The following is a 21,547-nucleotide window of genomic DNA, read 5'->3' on the forward strand; positions in this document are numbered from 1 at the left end:
CTGCTTGAAAGGGCTGATTTGCTGTCCTGGTGCTCATGGAACAATCGCGCCATGCCCACTTTGTGTGCGGCGCACACAAAGTGGGCGAATCGCAAATTTTGGATGCGGGCTTCTGCCTCTGATGGATTGCTGTGCACAGCTAAGCGATTGAATCAGTTCCTGAATTCAAAACTGATGCGTTGGCACGAAGCTTGAAAGAGCATTTGCGACGCCATCGATGCCGTCCGCGCAATCCTCATCCGAATCGTGACGCTGCCCCTTCCGAGGCCACCTCGGAACACGCGCCTTCGTGCGTGGCGCAGCGACCCGCAACGGACGGCCTTTTCACCCATCGAGCGCTCTTCAGACAAAGGACGACAGCACTCATGACGAAGACTGCCAATCCTGCTCGCCGCGACGGCTTCAGCCGTCGTCAGCTTCTCAAGGCGGGCGCCGGCACGGCTGCGCTGCTAGCAGCCGCGAAGCTGAACTTGCCGGGCGGAGCGTTCGCCCAGGGGGCGGGGCCGGAAGTCGCCAGCGCCAAGCTCGGCTTCATCGCGCTCAGCGATGCCGGTCCGCTGTTCGTGGCCAAGGACAAGGGCATCTTCGCCAAATACGGCATGCCCGACGTCGACGTACAGAAGCAGGCCTCGTGGGGCACCACGCGCGACAACCTCGTGCTCGGCTCTGAAGGCAACGGCATCGACGGCGCGCACATCCTGACCCCGATGCCGTACCTGATCTCCTCGGGCAAGGTGACGCAGAACAACCAGCCGACGCCGATGTACATTCTGGCGCGGCTCAATCTCGATGCGCAGTGCATCTCGGTCGGCAAGGAATATGCGGACCTCAAGCTCGGCCTCGATACCGCGCCGTTCAAAGCCGCGCTGGAGAAGAAGAAGGCCTCCGGCAAGTCCGTGAAGGCCGCGATGACCTTCCCGGGCGGCACCCACGATCTCTGGATCCGCTACTGGCTCGCCGCCGGCGGCATCGATCCCGACAAGGACATCGAGACCATCGTGGTGCCGCCGCCGCAGATGGTGGCCAACATGAAGGTCGGCACCATGGACTGCTTCTGCGTCGGCGAGCCGTGGAATGCGCAGCTCGTCAACCAGGGTATCGGCTACACCGCCGTCACGACGGGCGAGATCTGGAACAAGCATCCCGAAAAATCCTTCGCGATGCGCGCCGCCTTTGTCGACAAATATCCGAAGGCCGCGAAAGCGTTGACGATGGCGGTGATGGAAGCGCAGCAGTGGGCCGACAAGATGGAGAACAAGCAGGAGCTTGCGACCATCATGGCCAAGCGGCAGTGGATGAATTGCCCGGTCGAGGACGTCGCCGGACGCACGGCCGGCAAGTTCGACTACGGTACCGGCAAGGTCGTCGAGAACTCGCCGCACATCATGAAGTATTGGCGCGACTTCGCGTCCTATCCATTCCAGAGCCACGATCTCTGGTTCATCACCGAGGACATCCGGTGGGGCAAGTATGAGGCTGGCTTCGACGCCAAGTCGCTGATCGCCAAGGTCAACCGCGAGGACATCTGGCGCGAGGCCGCCAAGGAGATGAACGTCGCCGCCGCCGAGATTCCGACCTCCAAGTCGCGCGGCAAGGAGACCTTCTTCGACGGCAAGGTATTCGATCCGGAAGATCCCGCCGCCTACCTGAAGTCGCTGTCGATCAAGCGCGTCGACGCCTGATCAGGACCTCCCGCCGCGCGCGAGGCGCGCGGCCTCTCTCATTGCACGGAGAAAGATTTCCGATGTCCATGCCAGCGTTGACCAACGATAGCGCTCCCCAGGTCGTGCCGACCGCGGCGGCGTCCACCTCGGCGTCCATCGTGACCATGACGCCCAAGCAGGCGCCGAAAGCCGAACGCTATGAAGAGATGGCCCGCGAGGCCGCGGTGCGCGTGGTGCCGCCGTTGATCGTGCTGGCGCTGTTCCTGCTGATTTGGGAGCTGGTCTGCCGCCGGGCCGGCTCGGCGCTGCCGCCGCCCTCCCGGGTGTTCAGCGATACCCGCGAGCTGATCTTCGATCCGTTCTTCGATCATGGCGGCATCGACAAGGGACTGTTCTGGCATCTCGAGGCCAGCCTGCGCCGCGTCGCCTTCGGCTACGCGATTGCTGCCGTCGTCGGCGTCGGTGTCGGCACGCTGATCGGCCAGTCGGTGTGGGCCATGCGCGGCCTCGATCCGATCTTCCAGGTGCTGCGCACGATCCCGCCGCTCGCCTGGCTGCCGCTGTCGCTGGCGGCGTTCCGCGACGGCCAGCCGTCGGCGATCTTCGTCATCTTCATCACCTCGGTATGGCCGATCATCATCAACACCGCGGTCGGCATCCGCAACATTCCGCAGGACTATCGCAACGTCGCCGCGGTGGTGCAGCTCAATCCGCTGGAGTTCTTCGCCAAGATCATGATTCCGGCGGCCGCGCCCTACATCTTCACCGGCCTGCGCATCGGCATCGGCCTGTCGTGGCTCGCGATCGTCGCGGCCGAGATGCTGATCGGCGGCGTCGGCATCGGCTTCTTCATCTGGGATGCCTGGAATTCCTCGCATATCAGCGAGATCATCCTGGCGCTGTTCTATGTCGGCATCATCGGCTTCGTGCTCGACCGCCTGATTGCGGTCGTCGGCAAGATCGTCACCCGCGGCACCGCGACGAATTGAGAGGTAGAGATCATGGCCTATCTGAAGCTCGACCACGTCGACAAGACCTTCACCCGCGGCACCGCCACCACCGAAGTGCTGAAGGACATCAACCTCTCGATCAACAAGGGCGAATACGTCTCGATCATCGGCCATTCCGGCTGCGGCAAGTCGACGATGCTCAACATCGTGGCGGGGCTCACCACGGCCACGACCGGCGGCGTGCTGCTGGAGGAGCGCGAAGTCAATTCGCCGGGACCCGACCGCGCCGTGGTGTTCCAGAACCACAGCCTGCTGCCCTGGCTGACGGTCTACGAGAACGTGCGGCTCGGCGTCGACAAGGTGTTCGCCAAGACCAAGACCCGCGCCGAGCGCGACGCCTGGACCATGCACAATCTGAACCTGGTGCAGATGGCCCATGCCAAGGACAAGCGGCCCAACGAGGTCTCCGGCGGCATGAAGCAGCGCGTCGGCATTGCCCGTGCGCTCGCCATGGAGCCGAAAGTGCTGCTGCTCGACGAGCCGTTCGGCGCGCTCGACGCGCTGACGCGGGCGCATCTGCAGGACTCGGTGATGGCGCTGCATCAGAAGCTCGGCAACACCATCCTGATGATCACGCACGATGTCGACGAGGCGGTGCTGCTGTCCGACCGCATCGTGATGATGACCAACGGCCCGAGCGCGCATATCGGCGAGGTGCTCGAGGTCGCCCTGCCGCGGCCGCGCAAGCGGCTCGAGCTGGCGACCAACGCCACCTACGTCAAGTGTCGCCAGCGCGTGCTGGAGTTCCTGTATGAGCGGCATCGCTACGTCGAGGCGGCGTGACGATTGGAAAGCGGAGAGCGCATCGAACCGCTCTCCGCGTCGGGCGACTAACGGGTTCTCGTTTCCATCATAAGGATTTCCCATGACGCCGTCTCAGATCGCATTGGTTCAGGATAGCTTTGCCAGGGTCGCGCCGATCTCCGATCAGGCCGCGACCATCTTCTACGATCGGCTGTTCGAGGTCGCGCCGCAGGTGCGCGCGATGTTTCCCGACGATCTCACCGAGCAGCGCAAGAAGCTGATGGCGACCTTGGCGGTCGTCGTCAATGGATTGACGAATCTGCCCGCGATCCTGCCGGCGGCAAGCGCGCTCGCCAAGCGCCACGTCGATTACGGCGCCAAGCCGGAGCACTATCCGGTGGTCGGCGCCGCGCTGCTGTGGACCCTCGAGAAGGGACTTGGCGACGGCTGGACGCCCGATGTCGCCGATGCCTGGACCGCGGCCTACGGCACGCTGTCCGGCTACATGATCGCGGAAGCCCATGGCAAGGCGCAGGCGGCGGAGTAGGCGCTTTGAGTGAACCGCTCGTCATCGTCGGCAACGGCATGGCTGCCGCAAAGCTGGTCGAGGAATTGTCGCAGACTGCGCTCGGCCGCTACGCGATCGCCGTCATCGGCGAGGAGCCGCGGCTCGCCTACAACCGCGTGCTGCTGTCGTCGGTGCTGGCCGGCGAGGCCGCGTCCCACGAGATCGAGCTCAAGCCGGCGGCCTGGTGGCGCGAGCGCGGGGTAACGTTGAAATACGGTGCGCGCGTCACCGCCATCGATGTCGGCCGTCGCGAACTGCGGATCGAGAACGACGAGAACGTGGCGTTCTCGCGCCTGGTCCTCGCCACCGGCTCGCTGCCGCTGCGGCTGCCGGTGCCGGGCGCCGATCTGCCGGGTGTGCACACATTCCGCGACAGCCGGGACACGGACGTGCTTCTGGCGCTGGCGGCGAAGAAGGGGCGCGTGGTGGTCGTCGGCGGCGGGCTGCTCGGGCTGGAAGCGGCCTATGGCCTGGCGCGTGCCGGCGCCAGGGTGACGCTGTTGCATCTGATGGACCGGCTGATGGAGCGGCAGCTCGATGCGCCGGCCGCCGCGTTGCTCAAGTCGCTGGTGGCGCGCAAGGGCATCGAGGTTCTGCTCAATGCCAGCACCGCGGCCATCCATGGCGATGGTCGCGTCGAAGGAGTCGAGCTGGCCGATGGGCGGCGCCTTGCCACCGACGCCGTGGTCTTCGCGGCCGGCATCCGGCCGAATGTGACACTGGCGAAGGAGGCGGGGCTCGCGGTCAACCGCGGCATCGTCGTCGACGACGCGATGCAGACCTCGGCGCCCGGCATTTTCGCGCTCGGCGAATGCGCCGAGCACCGTGGCACCTGCTATGGGCTGGTCGAACCTGCTTATGAGCAGGCGCGGGTGCTGGCGCGGCATCTCGCCGGCCGCCAGGCGGCCTATGGCGGCAGCGTCGTCTCGACCAATCTGAAGGTGTCGGGTGTGTCGGTGTTCTCGGCCGGCGACTTCATGGGCGCCGAGGGCAGCGAGGCGATCGTGCTCAACGACGCCAGGCGCGGCATCTACAAGAAGCTCGTCATCGCCGAGGGACGCCTCACCGGCGCCGTGCTGATCGGTGAGACTCAGGACGCGTTGTGGTATCGCGACCTGATCCGGAGCCGCGAACCGGTCGCAGCGATCCGGACAGCGATGATGTTCGGCCGCGCGGGGGCGCGGCCGCAGGCAGCGTGAGAAGGGGCCACGCACGACGATGACGACGCTCGATCCGAAGCTGCCGATGGTGCGCACCGCCTGTCCCTATTGTGGCGTCGGTTGCGGCGTGCTCGCCACGCCCGACGGTCGCGGCGGCGCGGCGATCTCCGGGGATCCTTCGCATCCGGCCAATCTCGGCCGGCTCTGCTCCAAGGGCTCGGCGCTCGGCGAGACGCTCGGGCTGGATAGCCGCCTGCTGTACCCGATGATCCGCTGCAAGGGCGGCATGCAGCGGGTGGCCTGGAGCGATGCGCTCGATCACGTCGCGACCCGGCTGAAGCACATCGTCGCCCGCGACGGCGAAGACGCTGTGGCGTTCTATCTTTCCGGCCAGATGCTGACCGAGGACTACTACGTCGCCAACAAGCTGATGAAGGGCTTTCTCGGCTCGGCCAATGTCGACACCAATTCGCGGCTGTGCATGGCCTCGTCGGTCGCCGGCCACCGCCGTGCCTTCGGCGCCGACACCGTGCCCGGCACCTATGAGGATCTCGATCAGGCCGATCTGCTGGTCTTCGTCGGCAGCAACGCCGCCTGGTGCCACCCGGTGCTGTACCAGCGCATGCTGGCCAACAAGCAGGCGCGCGGCGCCAGGTTCGTGGTCATCGATCCGCGTCGCACCGACACGTCGAGCGAAGCCGATCTGTTCCTGGGATTGAAGCCCGGCGCGGATGCGGCGCTGTTCGCCGGCCTGCTGGTGCATCTCGCCGACAGCGGTGCGCTCGATCACGACTACATCAACGCTCACACCGGCGGCTTCGACGAGACCCTGGCCCGCGCCCGGAGCCTCGCCGGCAGCGCCGCGGCGACCGCGCTCGCCACCGGCCTGTCCGAGGTCGACGTCGCCGCCTTCTTCAAGCTGTTCCGCGATACTCCCAAGGTCGTCACCCTCTATTCGCAGGGCGTCAACCAGTCGGCGCAGGGCACCGACAAGGTCAACGCGATCCTCAACTGCCATCTTGCGACCGCGCGCATCGGCAAGCCGGGCATGGGGCCGTTCTCGCTGACCGGCCAACCCAATGCGATGGGCGGCCGCGAGGTCGGCGGGCTCGCCAACCAGCTCGCGGCCCACATGGGCTTCACGCCGCCGGACATCGACCGCGTCCGCCGCTTCTGGAAGGCCAAGGACATCGCCACCCATGAGGGTCTCAAGGCGGTGCAGATGTTCGAGGCGATCGCGCGCGGCGAGATCAAGGCGCTGTGGGTGATCGGCACCAACCCCGCGGTGTCGCTGCCGGACGCCGATCTGGTCCGCGCCGCGCTCAAGAAGCTCGAGCTGCTCGTCGTGTCCGAGAACGTCCGCTCCAACGACACCGTCGATGCTGGCGTCCACGTGCTGCTGCCGGCGCAGGCCTGGGGCGAGAAATCGGGCACGGTCACCAACTCCGAGCGCCGCATCTCGCGCCAGCGCGCCTTCCTTGCGCCGGCCGGCGAGGCCATGCCGGACTGGTGGATCCTGAGCGAGGTCGGCAAACGGCTCGGCCACGCGGGCGCCTTCAATTACAACTCTGCGGCGGACGTGTTCCGCGAGCACGCGGCGTTGTCGGCGTTCGAGAACGACGGCACGCGCGACTTCGACATCGGCGCGCTGGCGACGCTCACCGACGACGAATACGACGCGATGGCGCCGGTGCAATGGCCGGCGCGCGCGGGCAAGCCGCCCGAGCCGCGCTTTTTCGCCGAAGGCGCCTTCTTCACCAACGATCGCAAAGCGCGCTTCGTCGCGCCGGAGGTGCCGGCGCTGCGCGGCGAGACCACCGCCGCCCGCCCGCTGCGCCTGAACACCGGTCGCATCCGCGACCAGTGGCACACGATGACGCGCACCGGCTTGAGCCCGCGGCTATCAGCGCATCTGCCGGAGCCGTTCGTCGAGGTGCACCCGGATGACGCGCTGCGCTATGGCCTGATGCATGACGGTTTCGTCAAGGTCACGACCGAGCACGGCCAGTGCATCCTCAAGGTCGTCGTCAGCGAGCGCCAGCAGCGCGGCATGCTGTTCGCGCCGATCCATTGGAGCGCCACCAACTCATCGCATGGCCGCGTCGGCGCGCTGGTCGCCTCCTACACCGATCCGTTCTCCGGCCAGCCCGAGGCCAAGGCGACCCCGGCTGCGATCAGTTCTTATGAGTACGTATTCCGCGGCTTCATCCTGTCGCGCAACGAGCTCACGCTGCCGTCCAACCTGTGGTGGGCGCGCGCGACGGTGCAGGGCGGCTTCGGCTATCTGTTCGCCGACAACGGCGATCTGTCGCGCTGGCCGGCCTGGTTCAAGGCGCGCGCCACCGACGATGTCACGGACTACATGGATGTCGGCGGCGGCGTCTATCGCGCCGCGTCGTTCGCCGACGATCGCATCGAAACCTGTTTGTTCGTCGGCCCCGGCCATGATGCTGGCGACTGGAACGTCGTGAAGACGATGTTCGCCGCCGACCGCCTCGACGACGACCAGCGTCGCACGCTGCTGTCCGGCCGCGCGCCCGACGGCGTCGGCGGCGGCCCGATCGTCTGCGCCTGCTTCGGCGTCGGCCGCGACACCATCTGCGATGCGATCACGGCAGGTGCGCGCACGCCCGCCGCCATCGGCGCGCAGCTCAAGGCCGGCACCAATTGCGGCTCGTGCATTCCGGAGATGAAGCGGCTGATCGCGCAGACGGCCACGGACGCCCCGCCCATCGCGGCGGCGAGCTAGCCGAGAACACTGTCGTTCCGGGGCGAGGCCAACGGCCTCGAACCCGGAATCTCGACATGGTGGAAATGAAACAGCGCAAGACAAGCTCGGGATTCCGGGTTCGACGCTGACGCGTCGCCCCGGAATGACGTGGGTGTGGAAGCGTGTCAGATGCCTTGAGCAGGGAGGGCACCCAATCGACGCCGTGCGCCTCATCCACTATGCTCCCGCGCATGAAGCACAAGACATTCGGAACCGGCGGCGGCGGCGTCTCCGTCATCGGGCAGGGCACTTGGTATCTCGACCACGCCGATCGCAGCCGCGCCATCGCCACGCTGCGGCGCGGCCTGGATCTCGGCATGAGCCACATCGACACCGCCGAGATGTATGGCGATGCCGAGCTCGTCATCGCCGAGGCCATCGCCGGCCGACGCGACGAGGTGTTCCTGGTGTCGAAGGTGCTGCCGAGCAACGCCTCGCGCAAGGGCACCGTCACCGCCTGCGAGCGCTCGCTGCAGCGGCTGAAGACCGACCGGCTCGACTGCTATCTCCTGCACTGGCCGGGCTCCTATCCACTCGCGGAGACGGTGGCGGCGTTCGAGGAGCTCAAGGCGGCCGGCAAGATCGCGTCCTGGGGCGTCAGCAATTTCGACGTCGACGATCTCGACGAACTGCTGGAGGTCGCAGGCGAGGGCAAGATCGCCTGCAACCAGGTGCTCTATCATCTGCAGGAGCGCGCCATCGAGCATGCCGTCATCCCGTGGTGCGGCCAGCATGGTGTTGCCGTGGTCGCCTACTCGCCGTTCGGCCATGACGACTTTCCGGAACGCCGCAGCGCCGGCGGCGAGGTGCTGCAGCGGATCGCGGAGCAGCATGGCGCAACGCCGCGCCAGGTCGCGCTCGCCTTCCTGACGCGGGCGTCGTCGCTGTTCGCGATCCCCAAGGCGTCGCGGCCCGAGCATGCCGAGCAGAATGCGGCGGCCGGCGACATCGAGCTCACCGCGGCCGAGATCGCCGCGATCGATCGCGCCTTTCCGCGCGGGCCGAAGCCCCGTGGGCTGCCCATGCTGTAATGCAGCATCACGGAAAATTACGGATGTTTGCTACCCCGGCGCGTAGCAACGCATAAGTGCTGCCCGCTTCGATGGGTTGTCGCGGCGTCGCGATTGGCGTTTTGTCGCCACTCACCGAATCGTCCTGTCTCCAAACGTCCGAGTTCGACCGTGACCCCGCCACCGAGTGCGGCCGCCGCCGCGCGCCTCGACGATGTGCCGACATCCGTGCAGGAGAAGCCGCAGGCTCAGCGCAAGCGCGCGCCCGCGCGGGCCGACCGGCCGTTCCGCGGCATCGCGCTGATCCTGCTGTCGACCGTGTTCCTCGGCACCTCGGACGTCACCGCGAAATATCTCTCGAAGACGCTGCCCTCGATCGAGATCACCTGGATCCGCTTCGTGGTCTTCTCGCTGATCATGGTGCCGGCGATGATCCCGGGCTCGCCGCTGTTCGCGATGCGCACCGAGCAGCTCAAGTTCCAGCTGCTGCGCGGCGTTGCGCTGCTCGGCTCGTCGCTGATGTTCATCACCGGTTTACGCTATCTGCCGATCGCCGAGGCCTCCGCGACCGGCTTCGTCGCGCCGCTGTTCGTCACCGCGCTGTCGATCATCTTCCTCAGTGAGAAGGTCGGCCTGCGCCGCTGGGTCGCAACCGCGGTCGGGCTGTGCGGCGTGCTGATCATCCTCCGCCCCGGCACCGGCGCGTTCCATCTTGCCGCGCTGTTCCCGATCGTCTCGGCGTTCGCCTGGGCCTGCACGCTGATCATGACGCGGATGATGAGCGGCCGCGAGCACGCCATCACCATCATGACCTATTCCTCGATTGCCGGCGTCTGCGTGCTCACGGCAATCGTGCCGTTCGTGTGGACCACGCCGTCCTGGCAGGACATCGGCTTCGGCGTGCTGGTCGGCGTCGCCTCGACCATGGGGCAGTGGATCGTCGTGCTGGCATTCCGCTATGCCGACGCCTCGGTGCTGGCGCCGTTCTCCTACACCCAGCTCCTGTGGGTCAGCATCCTCGGCTTCCTGGTGTTCGGCGAGGTGCCGGACGTCTGGACCATCGTCGGCGCCGCCTTCATCGTCTCCAGCGGCCTCTACACCGCCCATCGCGAGCGCGTCCGCCGCTCGCAACTGCTCCAGGTCGCCGGCGAGAGCTCGCCGAATCCGTGAGCCATCGGTCGCACGCCCCCGGGCCATTACGGGGGAGCGACTTTTTGGGTGGATGCGTTGCGTGTCCGCTACACCCACGATCAAACGTGTAACGCACTGATTTCAAACAAGAAACAGGAGCGCCGTCGATCTCGGCGGGCGCCGTGCGCCTGCTAGGTCTTGGATTGCATCACGGGTGCAGAGCAAGATCGGGGGATTGCGTGCGGAGGCGGGTCGAAACGGCGGTGTGTCGGACGGCGCGGGCCGTGTGGGGCGCGCTGGGGCTCATGCTCGGGCTCTGTGGGCTCGGGCTGACGACGTCGGCGCTGGCCCAGACCGACTACACCTGGGGCGGCACCGGCTCGTCCACCGCGACCTCCGACTACAATCTCTCGACCAACTGGGAGAGCCCGCCGGCCGGCGCGCCGCCGGCATCGAGCGGCCAGGAGGCGCTGTTCGGCGCCACCGGCGCATCGACCATCACGGTCACCGCGCCGATCAATCCGGATTCCTGGATCTTCCTCAGCAACGCCCAGTCCTATTCGATTGGCGGCGCCGACGTGAATTTCGGCGTCGCCGGCTCCGGCTGGGGCTTCATCAACAACGCCAATTCCGGCCAGACGATCATGATCGGCAACAATCTCGGCGAGACCGTTGCCGGCGTGCGCGCCGAGCTGCTCGGCAACAGCACCACGATTCTGCTCGGCACCAACTCCTATTCGGGCGGCACCTTCATCGGCAGCGTCGCGACGCTGCAACTCGGCGACGCCACCCACACCGCCCGCATCATCGGCGACGTGTCGAATTTCGGCATCTTCAACATCGTCAGGGCCGACACCTCCGGCATCACCTCGCTCACCAATGACGGCGGCACCACCAACTTCCTCGGCGCGAGCTCCGCCGGTGCGATGACGATCGTGAACCAGTCGATCGCCACGACCGCGTTCGGCGTCGCCGGCGGCACCGACACGGCCACGGCGGGGAACGCCGTGATCACCAACCATCAGGGCCGCACGCTGTTCAACGCCAACACCAGCGCCGGCAATGCGACGATCACGAACGATACGTTCAGCATGCTGGCGTTCGTCAATGCCGCCACGGCCGCCAATGCGGTCATCACCAATGGCGGCAATTCGTACGTGATGTTCGGGATCGGCTTCGGCAGCGACACCCCGTCGGCCGGCAATGCCACCATCATCAACAACATGAACGGCCAGGTCCAGTTCAACGCCCATTCCACCGCGGCGAACGCGACCGTCACCACCAATGACGGCGGATCGACGCTGTTCTTCGATCACGCCAGCGCCGGCTCCGCCACGATCATCACCAATGATGGCGGCCGCACCCGCTTCCTCGACAATACGACCGGCGGAACCGCCCAGTTCGTCACCAATGGCACCGGCGTGGTCGATTTCTCCGGTAGCATGGGTGTCAATGGCGACGGCCGCATCACCGCCGGCTCGCTGGCGGGCTCCGGCAACTACTACATCGGCGCCTTCAACACACTGGTGGTCGGCGGCAACAATCTCTCCACCGAGGTCTCCGGCGTGATCGGCGACACCGATCCTTGCGGGTGCGGCACCATCGGCCCAGGCTCGCTGACCAAGGTCGGCAGCGGCAAGCTGATATTGTCCGGCATCAACACCTACACCGGCACGACCACGGTCGATGGCGGCATCCTCGCCGTCAACGGCGCCATCGCCGGCAGCAGCGTCACCGTGAATGCCGGCGGGAGGCTCGGCGGCAACGGCATCGTCGGCAGCACGCTGGTCAATGGCGGCGCGCTCGCGCCGGGCAATTCGATCGGGCTGCTCACCGTGCAGGGCAGCCTCGTGTTCACGGCGGCCGCGAGCTACATGGTCGAGGTGTCGCCGGCCAATGCCGACCGGGTCAATGTGACGGGCACCGCGACGCTCGGCGGCGCCACGGTGCAGGCGGCGTTCGCCCCTGGCAGCTATGTCAACAAGCAGTACACGATCGTCAACGCCGCCGGCGGCATCAGCGGCACCTTCAACACGCTGATCAACACCAGCCTGCCGGCCAACTTCTCTTCGAGCCTGAGCTACGACGCCAACAACGTCTATCTGAACCTGACGCTCGGCACGGCCGGGACCAACACCAACCAGCAGAACGTCACGGACACCACGACCGGCTATTTCAACCGCACCGGCGGCATCCCGCTCGCTTTCGGCGCGTTGACCCCAGCCGGCCTGACACAGGCGTCCGGCGAGATCGCCACCGCCTCGCAGCAGGCGATGTTCGACTCGATGAAGATCTTCCTTGGCCTGATGACCGATCCCTTTGTCGCCGGGCGCAGCGCGAACGCATCTGGTCCGGCTGCAGCGTTCGCCGACGCAGGACAGAGCGCCGCGCCGCGCGATGCCTTCGCCCGCATGCCGGTGAAGGCCGCACCGGCCCGGCGCTTCGATGAGCGCTGGAGCACCTGGGCGGCGCCGTTCGGTGGCGGTTCGTTCGCCGACGGCAATGCCGCGCTCGGCTCGAACAACGCCACCATCCGCGAGGTCGGCTTCGCCGCGGGCGCCGATTACATCGTGTCGCCGAACTGGCTGGCCGGCTTCGCGCTGTCGGGCGGCGGCACCAGCTTCGGCGTCAATGGCGGCGGCAGCGGCCGCTCCGACCTGTTCCAGGCCGGCGCCTTCGCCCGCTATCGCAGTGGTCCGGACTATCTCTCCGCGGCGCTCGCCTATGGCTGGCACGACGTGACCACCGACCGCACCGTGACCGTCGCCGGCGTCGACCAGCTCCGCGCCCGCTTCGATGCGTCGGCCTATTCGGCCCGCCTCGAGGCCGGCCGCCGCTATGCCACGCCGTGGGGCGGGATCACGCCCTATCTCGGCGGCCAGGCGACGGCTTACGTGCTGCCGTCCTATGCCGAGCAGGTGCTCTCCGGCGCGGGCACCTTCGCGCTGAGCTATGCCGGCAAGACCGTGACGGACGCGCGCACCGAGCTCGGCGCGCGCGTCGACCGGTCGTTTGCGCTCGCCGACGGCGTGCTGTCGCTGCGCGGCCGCGCCGCCTGGGCGCACAATTTCAACCCCGATCGCACCATGACCGCGGGCTTCGAGGCGCTGCCGGGCACGAGCTTCGTCGTCAACGGCGCCGCGCAGTCGCGCGACCTCGCGCTCACCACCGCCTCGGCCGAAATCGCCTGGCGCAACGGCTGGTCGGCGGTCGCGACCTTCGAAGGCGAATTCTCGTCCATCAGCCGCTCCTACGCCGGCAAGGGCGTGGTGCGCTACAGTTGGTGATTGCGCGACGTCGTGTGGCTTGGAGCCGGCGTGCACCGATGCTAGGGGTGCGCTGAGCAACAAGAACAACAGGGAGCACGACGCCATGATCAACCTGACGCCCGAGACCGTCCTGCCCGACGACGGCACCAGCGGCACGCTGGTTGGCCGGGTCTGGCGCCCCGACGTGGACGGACCGGCCGTGGTCGCGGTGCGCGATGACGGTGTTTATGACGTCACCTCGGCTTTCCCCACCGTCAGCGCGCTGTGCGAGCAGGATGATCCGGCGACGGCGCTACGCGGCATGGGCGGGCAGCGCATCGGCGACCTCGCCGCCATCCTCGCCAACACCCCGCCGGATCGCCGCGATCCGGCCAAGCCATGGCTGCTGGCACCGGTCGACCTGCAGGTCCTGAAGGCGGCCGGCGTCACCTTCGCGATCTCGATGCTGGAGCGCGTCATCGAGGAGCGGGCGCGCGGCAATCCGGCCTCGGCCGAGGCGATCCGGAAAGAGGTGGTGCGTCTGGTCGGCGACGATTTCTCCAAGCTCAAGCCCGGCTCCGACCAGGCGATGCACCTCAAGCAGGTGCTGATCGAGCAGAACGCCTGGAGCCAATATCTCGAGGTCGGCATCGGCCCCGATGCCGAGGTCTTCACCAAGGCGCCGACTTTGTCGTCGGTGGGGACCGGCATGGATGCCGGGCTGCATCCGAAATCGACCTGGAACAATCCGGAGCCGGAGGTGGTGCTGGCGGTGTCGAGCCGCGGCCGGATCGTCGGCGCGATGCTCGGCAACGACGTCAACCTGCGCGACTTCGAGGGCCGCTCGGCGCTGCTGCTGTCGAAAGCCAAGGACAACAACGCCTCCTGCGCCATCGGCCCCTTGCTGCGCCTGTTCGACAAGACCTTCACGCTGGATGACGTCCGCAAGATGGACGTGGCGCTGAACGTGACCGGCAGCGACGGCTTCGTGCTCGATGGCCATTCCTCCATCAGCAAGATCAGCCGCGATCCGACCGACCTCGTCGCCCAGACCATCGGTGCCGTGCATCAATATCCCGACGGCTTCGCGCTGTTCCTCGGCACGATGTTCGCGCCCGTCAAGGATCGCGACGCACCGGGCCAGGGGTTCACCCACAAGCGCGACGACATCGTCACGATCTCGGCGCCTCAACTCGGTCGTCTCGTCAACCGCATGCGCAACAGCGACGAATGCGAGCCGTGGACGTTCGGCGTGGGTGCGCTGATGCGCAGCCTGGCGCGGCGGAAGCTGATCTGAGGCACGCAGCCTCCACACCCACGATGTCATTCCGGGGCGCGCGACAGCGCGAGCCCGGAATCCATACGCCGCAGCGCTCGTGAGGCAGACGGCCTGAGTTACGATCGCGCTCCATCACGCAGGCTGGTGGTTATGGACTCCGGGCTCGCTCGCTTCGCGAGCGCCCCGGAGTGACGGAGAGACTGGGGGGCTCCTGCGTCATCTCACACATGCCCCGAGGCCATCTGGCTGGCGGCGCGGCGCGGGCGCTCCTGCAGCGATGAGGCGTCGCCCAGCGCGCGCTCGCGCACCAGCGAGAGTGCGTGGTCGCGTTCGGCGGCCGTGCTGCGCCGTGGCTCCGACCGGCGCAGGCCCAGATCGTCGTCGATCGGATCCTTCGGCACCAGCGACAGCGCCCGCTCGAACGGATCGAGCGACGCGTCACGCCCCCTGCCGCCGTCACGGCCCGGCTCAGGCTCGGGCGGACGTCGCGCCACGAGCGTCTTGATGCGGCCGATCAGGCCGGATGGCGCTTCTGGTGGCGCGGAATCGAACGGGTCGGCATAGAACGTCGCGCCGGCCTTCTCGACCATCCCGGCGAGCGCGGTCACCATGCGCGGCGAGCCGCAGGCATAGACGACATCGGAGGCCGTCAGCGTCGGCATGTGCGGCTCGATCCGTCCGGTGCGGATCGAGGGATGATTGACCGGACCTTCCTCGACCGTCGGGATGATCGTGACGTTCGGCAGCCGCGCCAATTGCGCCAGGATCGGCGTCATGTAGAGCTGCGGCAGCTTCTTGGCGCCGGCGATGATCACCATCGGCCGGTTGCGGGACTCGCGCAGCGCCATCGCGGCGATCGCCCAGATCGGCGCGAAGCCGGTGCCGCTGCCGGCGAGGACGAGACGGCCGGTGCCGCCCGGGCGCAGGAACGCATGCCCATACGGCCCCTGGATGCGCAGCCGATGGCCGGGACGGATGCCGCTGCCGAGCGCCGTCGTGACGCGGCCGCCGCGCACGCGCTTGATGTTGAGATGGATGACGCGGCCGCCGATGCGGCCGTCGAACGACGCCGTTGGGCTGTAGGCGCGTGCCGGATAGCCGTTGAAGGTGAACTTGAAGTACTGCCCGGGCAGATAGCTGATGCTCTTCTCCGGAGCGATCATCAGCTCCATGATGTCGGGCGCGACCTCGCGCAGGCCGACCAGCCGCGCCTTGCTGGTGTCGATTTCCGGCACGTCCTCCAGCTCGACGTCGAGATCGGAGACGACGCGCGCCTGGCAGGCATAGATCATGCCCTGCGTATGCGTCTCGCCGCACACCGTCTGGCCCTTGGAGACGTGAACCATGCAGGTGCCGCAGGTGCCGGCGCGACAGTCGAACGGAATCTCGACGCCGTTGGCGAGCGCGCCATCGAGCAGCACGTCACCCGCGCGGACGCGGAACTGGCGGCCCTTGACGGTGACGGTCCTGAAGTTCGACATGGTTCACTCCTCGATCGGATACGCTGTGACGATGGTGGGATGAGACCGCGGGGATTCACGCCTTGCCGGGCGACACGCGGATGAGATTCTTGTTGGCGGTGCTCTCGAACCGGCTCGACCAGTAGTTCGACGCCATCACCGGCCGCTTCAGCCAGCTCACCTTCGGCGAACGCAGCACCAGGAACCAGAAGAAGAACGGCGTCGTGATGAGATGCGAGACCAGCGGAAACCAGTCCGGCAGCAAGGATGCCGGGCCGGGCAGGCGATACCAGTAGTAGGTGCTGATCGCGGCCGCCGCGAAGATGCGATGCATCCGGGTGCGGGCGGCGGGCCTGTAGCGCAGGATGTGCTCGCCGACCCTGAAGACGACGTAGCTGACGAGCGCGGCGCCCAGCGGCCACACATAGGCGGTGATGATCGCGGCCTGGTCGACCTGCTGCGGCGGATAGTCCGGCACTTGATACCAGCCCCAGACGAAGCCGGGGAAGCTGCCGATCAGGAAGTTGCCGAGGAACTGCTGGACTTTGGTGGGCACGCCCGCCGTCGGCGTCAGCTCGGGCGTGGAGTCGGGACACGGATTGCTGCAGGCCTCGCAGATGTTGCAGCGGGCATTCTTGAAGGTCAGGGCGGGGTTGGTGCCGTAGAGCCGCTCGACGGGGTGGATCGGACACAGCGAGGTGCACCAGCCCGAGCGCATTTCGAACACAGAGCCCATCGCGAACGCCATGACCGCGGCCGACAGCAGCATGACCGCCGTCAGCGGACCGTCGACATTGAGTCCGATTCGTCGCATCGGCACGACGATGAAAAGAAGCGTCACGCTGATCACCGCGAGCGTCGCCGCGCCCCATTCCGGCATCCGGATGTTCTGCGAGATGCCCATCTTGTTCGGCAGCAGATGGAATGTCGCCATTGGACAGATGTTGCGCCACAGGCCGGGCGAGATCGTCACCAGCGCGGGCGCGATCGGAATCAGGAGATTCCACATCAGGGCGATGCCGAGGGGAGGGAAGAACAGCAGCAGGTTCACCAGCAGCACGCCGACGACCAGCATGACCGTCTGCATCGTCAGCCAGAATCGCCGCTCGGCCCGTCCGGTGCTGCGGCTGCCGGCCTGTGCGGCCGGCTGATACCTGGCGGGAGCCACCTTCACCGCCACGTGCGCGAGCGGCCGGGCATCTCGATGTTGCGAAGCGTAGTCGTGTCGGGGCGAACGTTGAGCGCTGTTGTTCTGCATTGCTTTCCAGGACGCGAGTTGGTCTTCACGATCGCGCCGACGTCACGTTCACAGGCGCGGAGTTGTTAGTCCCGCAATCCCTGTGACTTCGTGTCGCAGCGCATGCTGTGACGCAGAATCTGACGGCGAGATGTGGCGCTTTTTGACGGCCAATATGGACGTCCCTGGGCCATGCTGCGGTCGGCCTGCGGCCGTTTGATCTGGATCAAATCGAGGAACATCAAGGATTTGATCGGGGGCTGGAGCAGTTTTTCCAGATCGTTTGATCTGGATCAATGACGGCCTCGGCTGTGACGTAGTTCGGGCGTGATCAGGGCAGTGCGCAGATGATTTCGACGCTGCCATAACGACCCGACGGGCAAATCAGATCGCGCGCTAAAATCCTGTCCAGCCGTCAGGCAAAAATTAAATCGCTTGCCGATTTCGTATAATCAGCATTACAGTCCAGCCCGTTCCGTTGCGTCGGAGGGGACGTATCGCGGTCGTCATGGACGTCGGCAGCGGAATGCGATGGGCGTGTGTCGTTGCAGCGTGATCATTCGCGCCGACGAACAATGATGCACGCACGGTCAAGTCGCGCGGTCCTGGCACCCCGATGCTGGTGTCCCCGCGGCGGCGCGCGGACAGCGCGTCGTCGCGCACGGTGGCCAAAAGCCGGCGCACCGGGGAGAACGCGAAGCAGCCGTCAAAACCATCGCGCAGGGAGGGCCGGGCGTCTTCGGCCAGACCTGTGGTACCTGCCGCCTGCACTTTCTTCCGCAGGCGGGCCACGGGCGCGGCCAGCGCCCGGCCTTCCCTGCGCCCTCTGTTATGAGGGCGATGAGATCAGCATGACCTCGGGCGCAGCGCGCCGCGGGAGTGAGAACGCATGTGACCATCCCGGTCGGTCCTGGACTCACGATTGTGGCAAATCCGATGACACAACAAAGGTCGTCATTCCGGGACGCGTCGCGCAGCGGTGCGCCCTGCGGGCGCCCCGGAATGACGGCGCGGGGAGAGGGGCTCATGCGAGGTCTCTCATGGCCGAGCGCCAGAGACGGCCGAAAGTCTCGCTTGGCTCTCCGCTGTCGTCCCGGACAAGCGCGCGCAGCACGCGCAGATCCGGGACCCATAACCCCAGGGAGATGTTGTTGCGCACGATGTTGGACCAGTCGTTCTTCGCAACGTCTGCCGCGGAGTATGGGTCCCTGCGTTCGCAGGGACGACAGCTGAGGTCGTGGATGGGACCCGGCTCACACCGGCAGCGCGATGGAGTACTTCACCTGGCTCAGCGCAAAGCTCGACTCGATCGAGGCGATGCCGTCGAGGCGGGTCAGCTTGCTCTTCAGGAACGCCTCATACGACGACAAATCAGCCGCCACCACGCGCAGCAAATAGTCGCGATTTCCCGTCATCAGATAGCATTCCAGCACCTCGGGCCAGGCCGAGATCGCCTTTTCGAAGCGCTTGAGGTCCTCCTCCTTCTGCCGCGCGAGCTTGATGGAGATGAAGACGGACACGTGCAGCCCGAGCGCCTTCTGGTCGACGGTCGCGAGATAGCGGGTGATGACGCCGCGCTCCTCCAAGAGCTTGACGCGGCGGTGGCAGGGCGAGACCGACAGCCCGACCTTGTCGGCGAGCTCCTGCATGGTGATGCGGCCGTCGGCCTGGAGATGGCCGAGGATCTTGCGGTCGATGGCGTCGAGCTCGGGCATTGGGATAAAATCGCTCAAAGTGGATTCTGAATGGGAAAATATCTCAACAATCGGCAACTGCACGCGAAAAATTGAGAATTATGGCCGGTGCGACAGGATTAAAATCGGCGAATCCAACAAGGCCCCGGGGAGCAGCGCGCCATGGCCACGCCATCCGCATCGTCAGACCGTCTCGACATCCTGAACGCGCTGACCCGCAAGGCGCTGTGGCTGTCGTCCTGGACCATCCATCACGCCAACCACATCCGGCCGAACACCGACGGCCTGAAGGTCGGCGGCCACCAGGCCTCCTCCGCCTCGCTCGCGACCATCATGTCGGCGCTGTACTTCTCGGTGCTGCGCCCGGAGGACCGCGTCGCGGTGAAGCCGCATGCGAGCCCCGTCTTCCATGCCATCCAATATCTGTTCGGCCGGCAGACGCGCGAGAAGCTGGAGAATTTCCGCGGCTTCAAGGGCGCGCAATCCTATCCGTCGCGCACCAAGGATGTCGACGATGTCGACTTCTCGACCGGCTCGGTCGGCCTCGGCGTCGCGCAGACTTTGTTCTCCTCGCTGGTGCAGGACTACGTACACGCGCATGGCTGGATGAAGGGCCGCCGCGAGGGCCGCATGATCGCGCTGGTCGGCGACGCCGAGATGGACGAGGGCAATATCTTCGAGGCCCTGGCCGAGGGCTGGAAGCACGGCCTGCGCAACACCTGGTGGATCGTTGACTACAACCGCCAGAGCCTGGACGCCGTCGTGCGCGAGGGCCTGTGGGAGAAGTTCGAAACCATGTTCCGCAATTTCGGTTGGGACGTGGTGATCGTGAAATACGGCCGGCTGATGCGAGAGGCGTTTGCCGAACCCGGCGGCGAGGCGCTGCGGCGCTGGATCGATAACTGCCCGAACGCGCTTTATGCGGCGCTGTGCTTCCAGGGTGGGGCTGCCTTCCGCAAGCACATCCAGGACGAGATCGGCGATCAGGGCGACGTGACCCGGCTGCTCGACAAGCGCACCGACGACGAGTTGCTGGCGCTGATGAGCAATCTCGGCGGCCACGACATGGCCAGCATGCTTGATGCCTTCGAGTCCATCGACCACGACCGCCCGGTGTGCTTCATCGCCTATACCATCAAGGGCGTCGGCCTGCCGTTCCAGGGCCACAAGGACAATCACGCCGGCCTGATGACCGTCGCCCAGATGGAGAAGTGGCGCGCGCAGCAGAACATTCGCCCGGGCCATGAGTGGGACAAGTTCGAGGGACTGACGCAGGATGCTTCGACGCTGGAGTCGTTCCTCGCGTCGGTGCCGTTCAATCGCGATGGCCGCCGGCTCGATGATGCGGTGTTCGACGTGCCGGAGCGGCTGACCTTCACCGCGGCGGCGCAGATGTCGACGCAGCAGGGCTTTGGCCTGATTCTCAACGATCTCGCCCGCAGCGACACCGCGCTGGCCTCGCGCATCGTGACCTCGTCGCCCGACGTCACCGTCTCGACCAATCTTGGCGCCTGGGTCAACCGCCGTGGCCTGTTCGCCCGCGCGGAGAAGGCGGATTTGTTCCGCAGCGAGAAGATCCCGTCGACCTTCAATTGGGCGGCCTCGCCGAAGGGCCAGCATATCGAGCTGGGGATCGCCGAGATGAACCTGTTCATCATGGCCTCGGCGCTTGGCCTGTCGCACGCCATCAACGGCGCGCGGCTGCTGCCGGTGGTCACCTTGTACGATCCCTTCATCGAGCGCGGCCTCGATGCGCTGAACTACGCCTGCTATCAGGATGCGCGTTTCATGGTGGCGGCCACGCCGTCGGGCGTGACCTTGGCGCCGGAGGGCGGCGCGCATCAGTCGATCGCGACACCGTTGATCGGCATGGCGCAGGACGGGCTGTCGTCGTTCGAGCCGGCCTTCGTCGACGAGCTCGCCGCGATCATGAAATGGGGCTTTGCCCACATGCAGCGCGAGGCAGGCGAGGGCGGCTCGCTCTATCTGCGGCTGTCGACGCGCACCATCGATCAGCCGCAGCGGATCATGACGCCGGAGCTGGAATCCGACATCGCCGCCGGCGCCTATTGGCTGCGCAAGCCGGGACCGAATGCCGAGGTGATCGTCGCCTATACCGGCGCGGTCGCGCCGGAGGCGATCGAGGCCACCGGCCTGATCGGCGAGTCCCGCCGCGACGTCGGCCTGCTCGCGATCACCTCGGCGGACCGGCTGCATGCCGGATGGACGGCGGCGCGCAGCCTGCGGCGGCATCGGCGCGGCGTGCAACATCTCAGCCACATCGAACAACTGCTGGCGCTGCTGCCGCGCGATTGCGGCATCGTCACCGTGATCGACGGCCATCCGGCGACGCTCGGCTGGCTCGGCTCGGTGCGCGGCCATCGCGTCGAGGCGCTGGGGGTTGAGAAATTCGGCCAGACCGGGACGATCGACGACCTCTATCGCCACAATGGGATGGACGCCAACGCGATCATCGATGCGGCCGAGAGCCTCACTGGCGCGCCGGTGCGGCATCGCAAGATGGCAGTGTGAGGGCGGGCCAAAAACGGGGACGCCGTCTCCCTCACCTGGA

14 protein-coding genes are annotated in these 21,547 nt (G+C 66.6%); 11 read left to right on the forward strand and 3 right to left on the reverse strand.

Annotated elements, in window-relative coordinates; translation table 11 throughout:
- Positions 1–365 precede the first annotated feature (365 nt).
- From QX073_RS00330 to QX073_RS00375, 10 genes are all read left to right on the forward strand, one after another.
- On the forward strand, positions 366–1,682 hold the full coding sequence (locus QX073_RS00330) for a CmpA/NrtA family ABC transporter substrate-binding protein (protein ID WP_316225106.1): 1,317 nt from the start codon (positions 366–368) through the stop codon (positions 1,680–1,682).
- Between the two features lie 62 nt (positions 1,683–1,744).
- A complete protein-coding gene (gene ntrB, locus QX073_RS00335) occupies positions 1,745–2,653 on the forward strand; it encodes a nitrate ABC transporter permease (protein ID WP_316225108.1) in 909 nt (302 codons plus the stop codon).
- A gap of 9 nt (positions 2,654–2,662) precedes the next feature.
- The gene (locus tag QX073_RS00340; RefSeq protein ID WP_315715819.1) at positions 2,663–3,457 is read left to right on the forward strand and encodes an ABC transporter ATP-binding protein; all 795 of its coding nucleotides are present in this window, start codon (positions 2,663–2,665) and stop codon (positions 3,455–3,457) included.
- 82 nt (positions 3,458–3,539) lie between these two features.
- The gene (locus QX073_RS00345; protein WP_316170609.1) at positions 3,540–3,965 is read left to right on the forward strand and encodes a globin family protein; all 426 of its coding nucleotides are present in this window, start codon (positions 3,540–3,542) and stop codon (positions 3,963–3,965) included.
- A 5-nt stretch (positions 3,966–3,970) separates the two neighbouring features.
- A complete protein-coding gene (locus QX073_RS00350) occupies positions 3,971–5,185 on the forward strand; it encodes an NAD(P)/FAD-dependent oxidoreductase (RefSeq protein ID WP_410052346.1) in 1,215 nt (404 codons plus the stop codon).
- Between the two features lie 19 nt (positions 5,186–5,204).
- Positions 5,205–7,895 (forward strand): molybdopterin-dependent oxidoreductase, encoded by a 2,691-nt coding sequence (locus tag QX073_RS00355; RefSeq protein WP_316225111.1) that lies wholly within the window; start codon positions 5,205–5,207, stop codon positions 7,893–7,895.
- A 212-nt stretch (positions 7,896–8,107) separates the two neighbouring features.
- Positions 8,108–8,947 carry an aldo/keto reductase gene (locus tag QX073_RS00360; protein WP_316191785.1) on the forward strand — a complete coding sequence of 280 codons (840 nt, stop codon included), beginning with the start codon at positions 8,108–8,110 and terminating at the stop codon, positions 8,945–8,947.
- Positions 8,948–9,142: 195 nt separating this feature from the next.
- Positions 9,143–10,096 (forward strand): DMT family transporter, encoded by a 954-nt coding sequence (locus QX073_RS00365; protein WP_316225576.1) that lies wholly within the window; start codon positions 9,143–9,145, stop codon positions 10,094–10,096.
- A 266-nt stretch (positions 10,097–10,362) separates the two neighbouring features.
- Entirely contained in the window at positions 10,363–13,344 is a 2,982-nt protein-coding gene (locus QX073_RS00370; RefSeq protein ID WP_316225113.1) for an autotransporter domain-containing protein, read from the forward strand.
- Positions 13,345–13,429: 85 nt separating this feature from the next.
- Positions 13,430–14,602 (forward strand): fumarylacetoacetate hydrolase family protein, encoded by a 1,173-nt coding sequence (locus QX073_RS00375; RefSeq protein ID WP_315715735.1) that lies wholly within the window; start codon positions 13,430–13,432, stop codon positions 14,600–14,602.
- 203 nt (positions 14,603–14,805) lie between these two features.
- Here the strand turns inward: QX073_RS00375 and QX073_RS00380 are convergent, their stop codons facing one another.
- From QX073_RS00380 to QX073_RS00390, 3 genes are all read right to left on the reverse strand, one after another.
- On the reverse strand, positions 14,806–16,065 hold the full coding sequence (locus tag QX073_RS00380; RefSeq protein ID WP_315826404.1) for a 2Fe-2S iron-sulfur cluster-binding protein: 1,260 nt from the start codon (positions 16,063–16,065) through the stop codon (positions 14,806–14,808).
- A gap of 55 nt (positions 16,066–16,120) precedes the next feature.
- The gene (locus tag QX073_RS00385; RefSeq protein WP_315715737.1) at positions 16,121–17,224 is read right to left on the reverse strand and encodes a ferredoxin; all 1,104 of its coding nucleotides are present in this window, start codon (positions 17,222–17,224) and stop codon (positions 16,121–16,123) included.
- A 1,310-nt stretch (positions 17,225–18,534) separates the two neighbouring features.
- A complete protein-coding gene (locus QX073_RS00390; protein ID WP_315715739.1) occupies positions 18,535–18,996 on the reverse strand; it encodes an Lrp/AsnC family transcriptional regulator in 462 nt (153 codons plus the stop codon).
- A 141-nt stretch (positions 18,997–19,137) separates the two neighbouring features.
- Here QX073_RS00390 and QX073_RS00395 point away from each other — a divergent pair, with 141 nt between their 5' ends.
- Positions 19,138–21,507, forward strand: a complete 2,370-nt coding sequence (locus QX073_RS00395; protein ID WP_316225116.1) for a transketolase — start codon at positions 19,138–19,140, stop codon at positions 21,505–21,507.
- The last annotated feature ends 40 nt before the right edge of the window (positions 21,508–21,547 follow it).

The sequence above is a fragment of the Bradyrhizobium sp. SZCCHNS3052 genome (genome assembly GCF_032484495.1).
GTDB lineage: Bacteria > Pseudomonadota > Alphaproteobacteria > Rhizobiales > Xanthobacteraceae > Bradyrhizobium.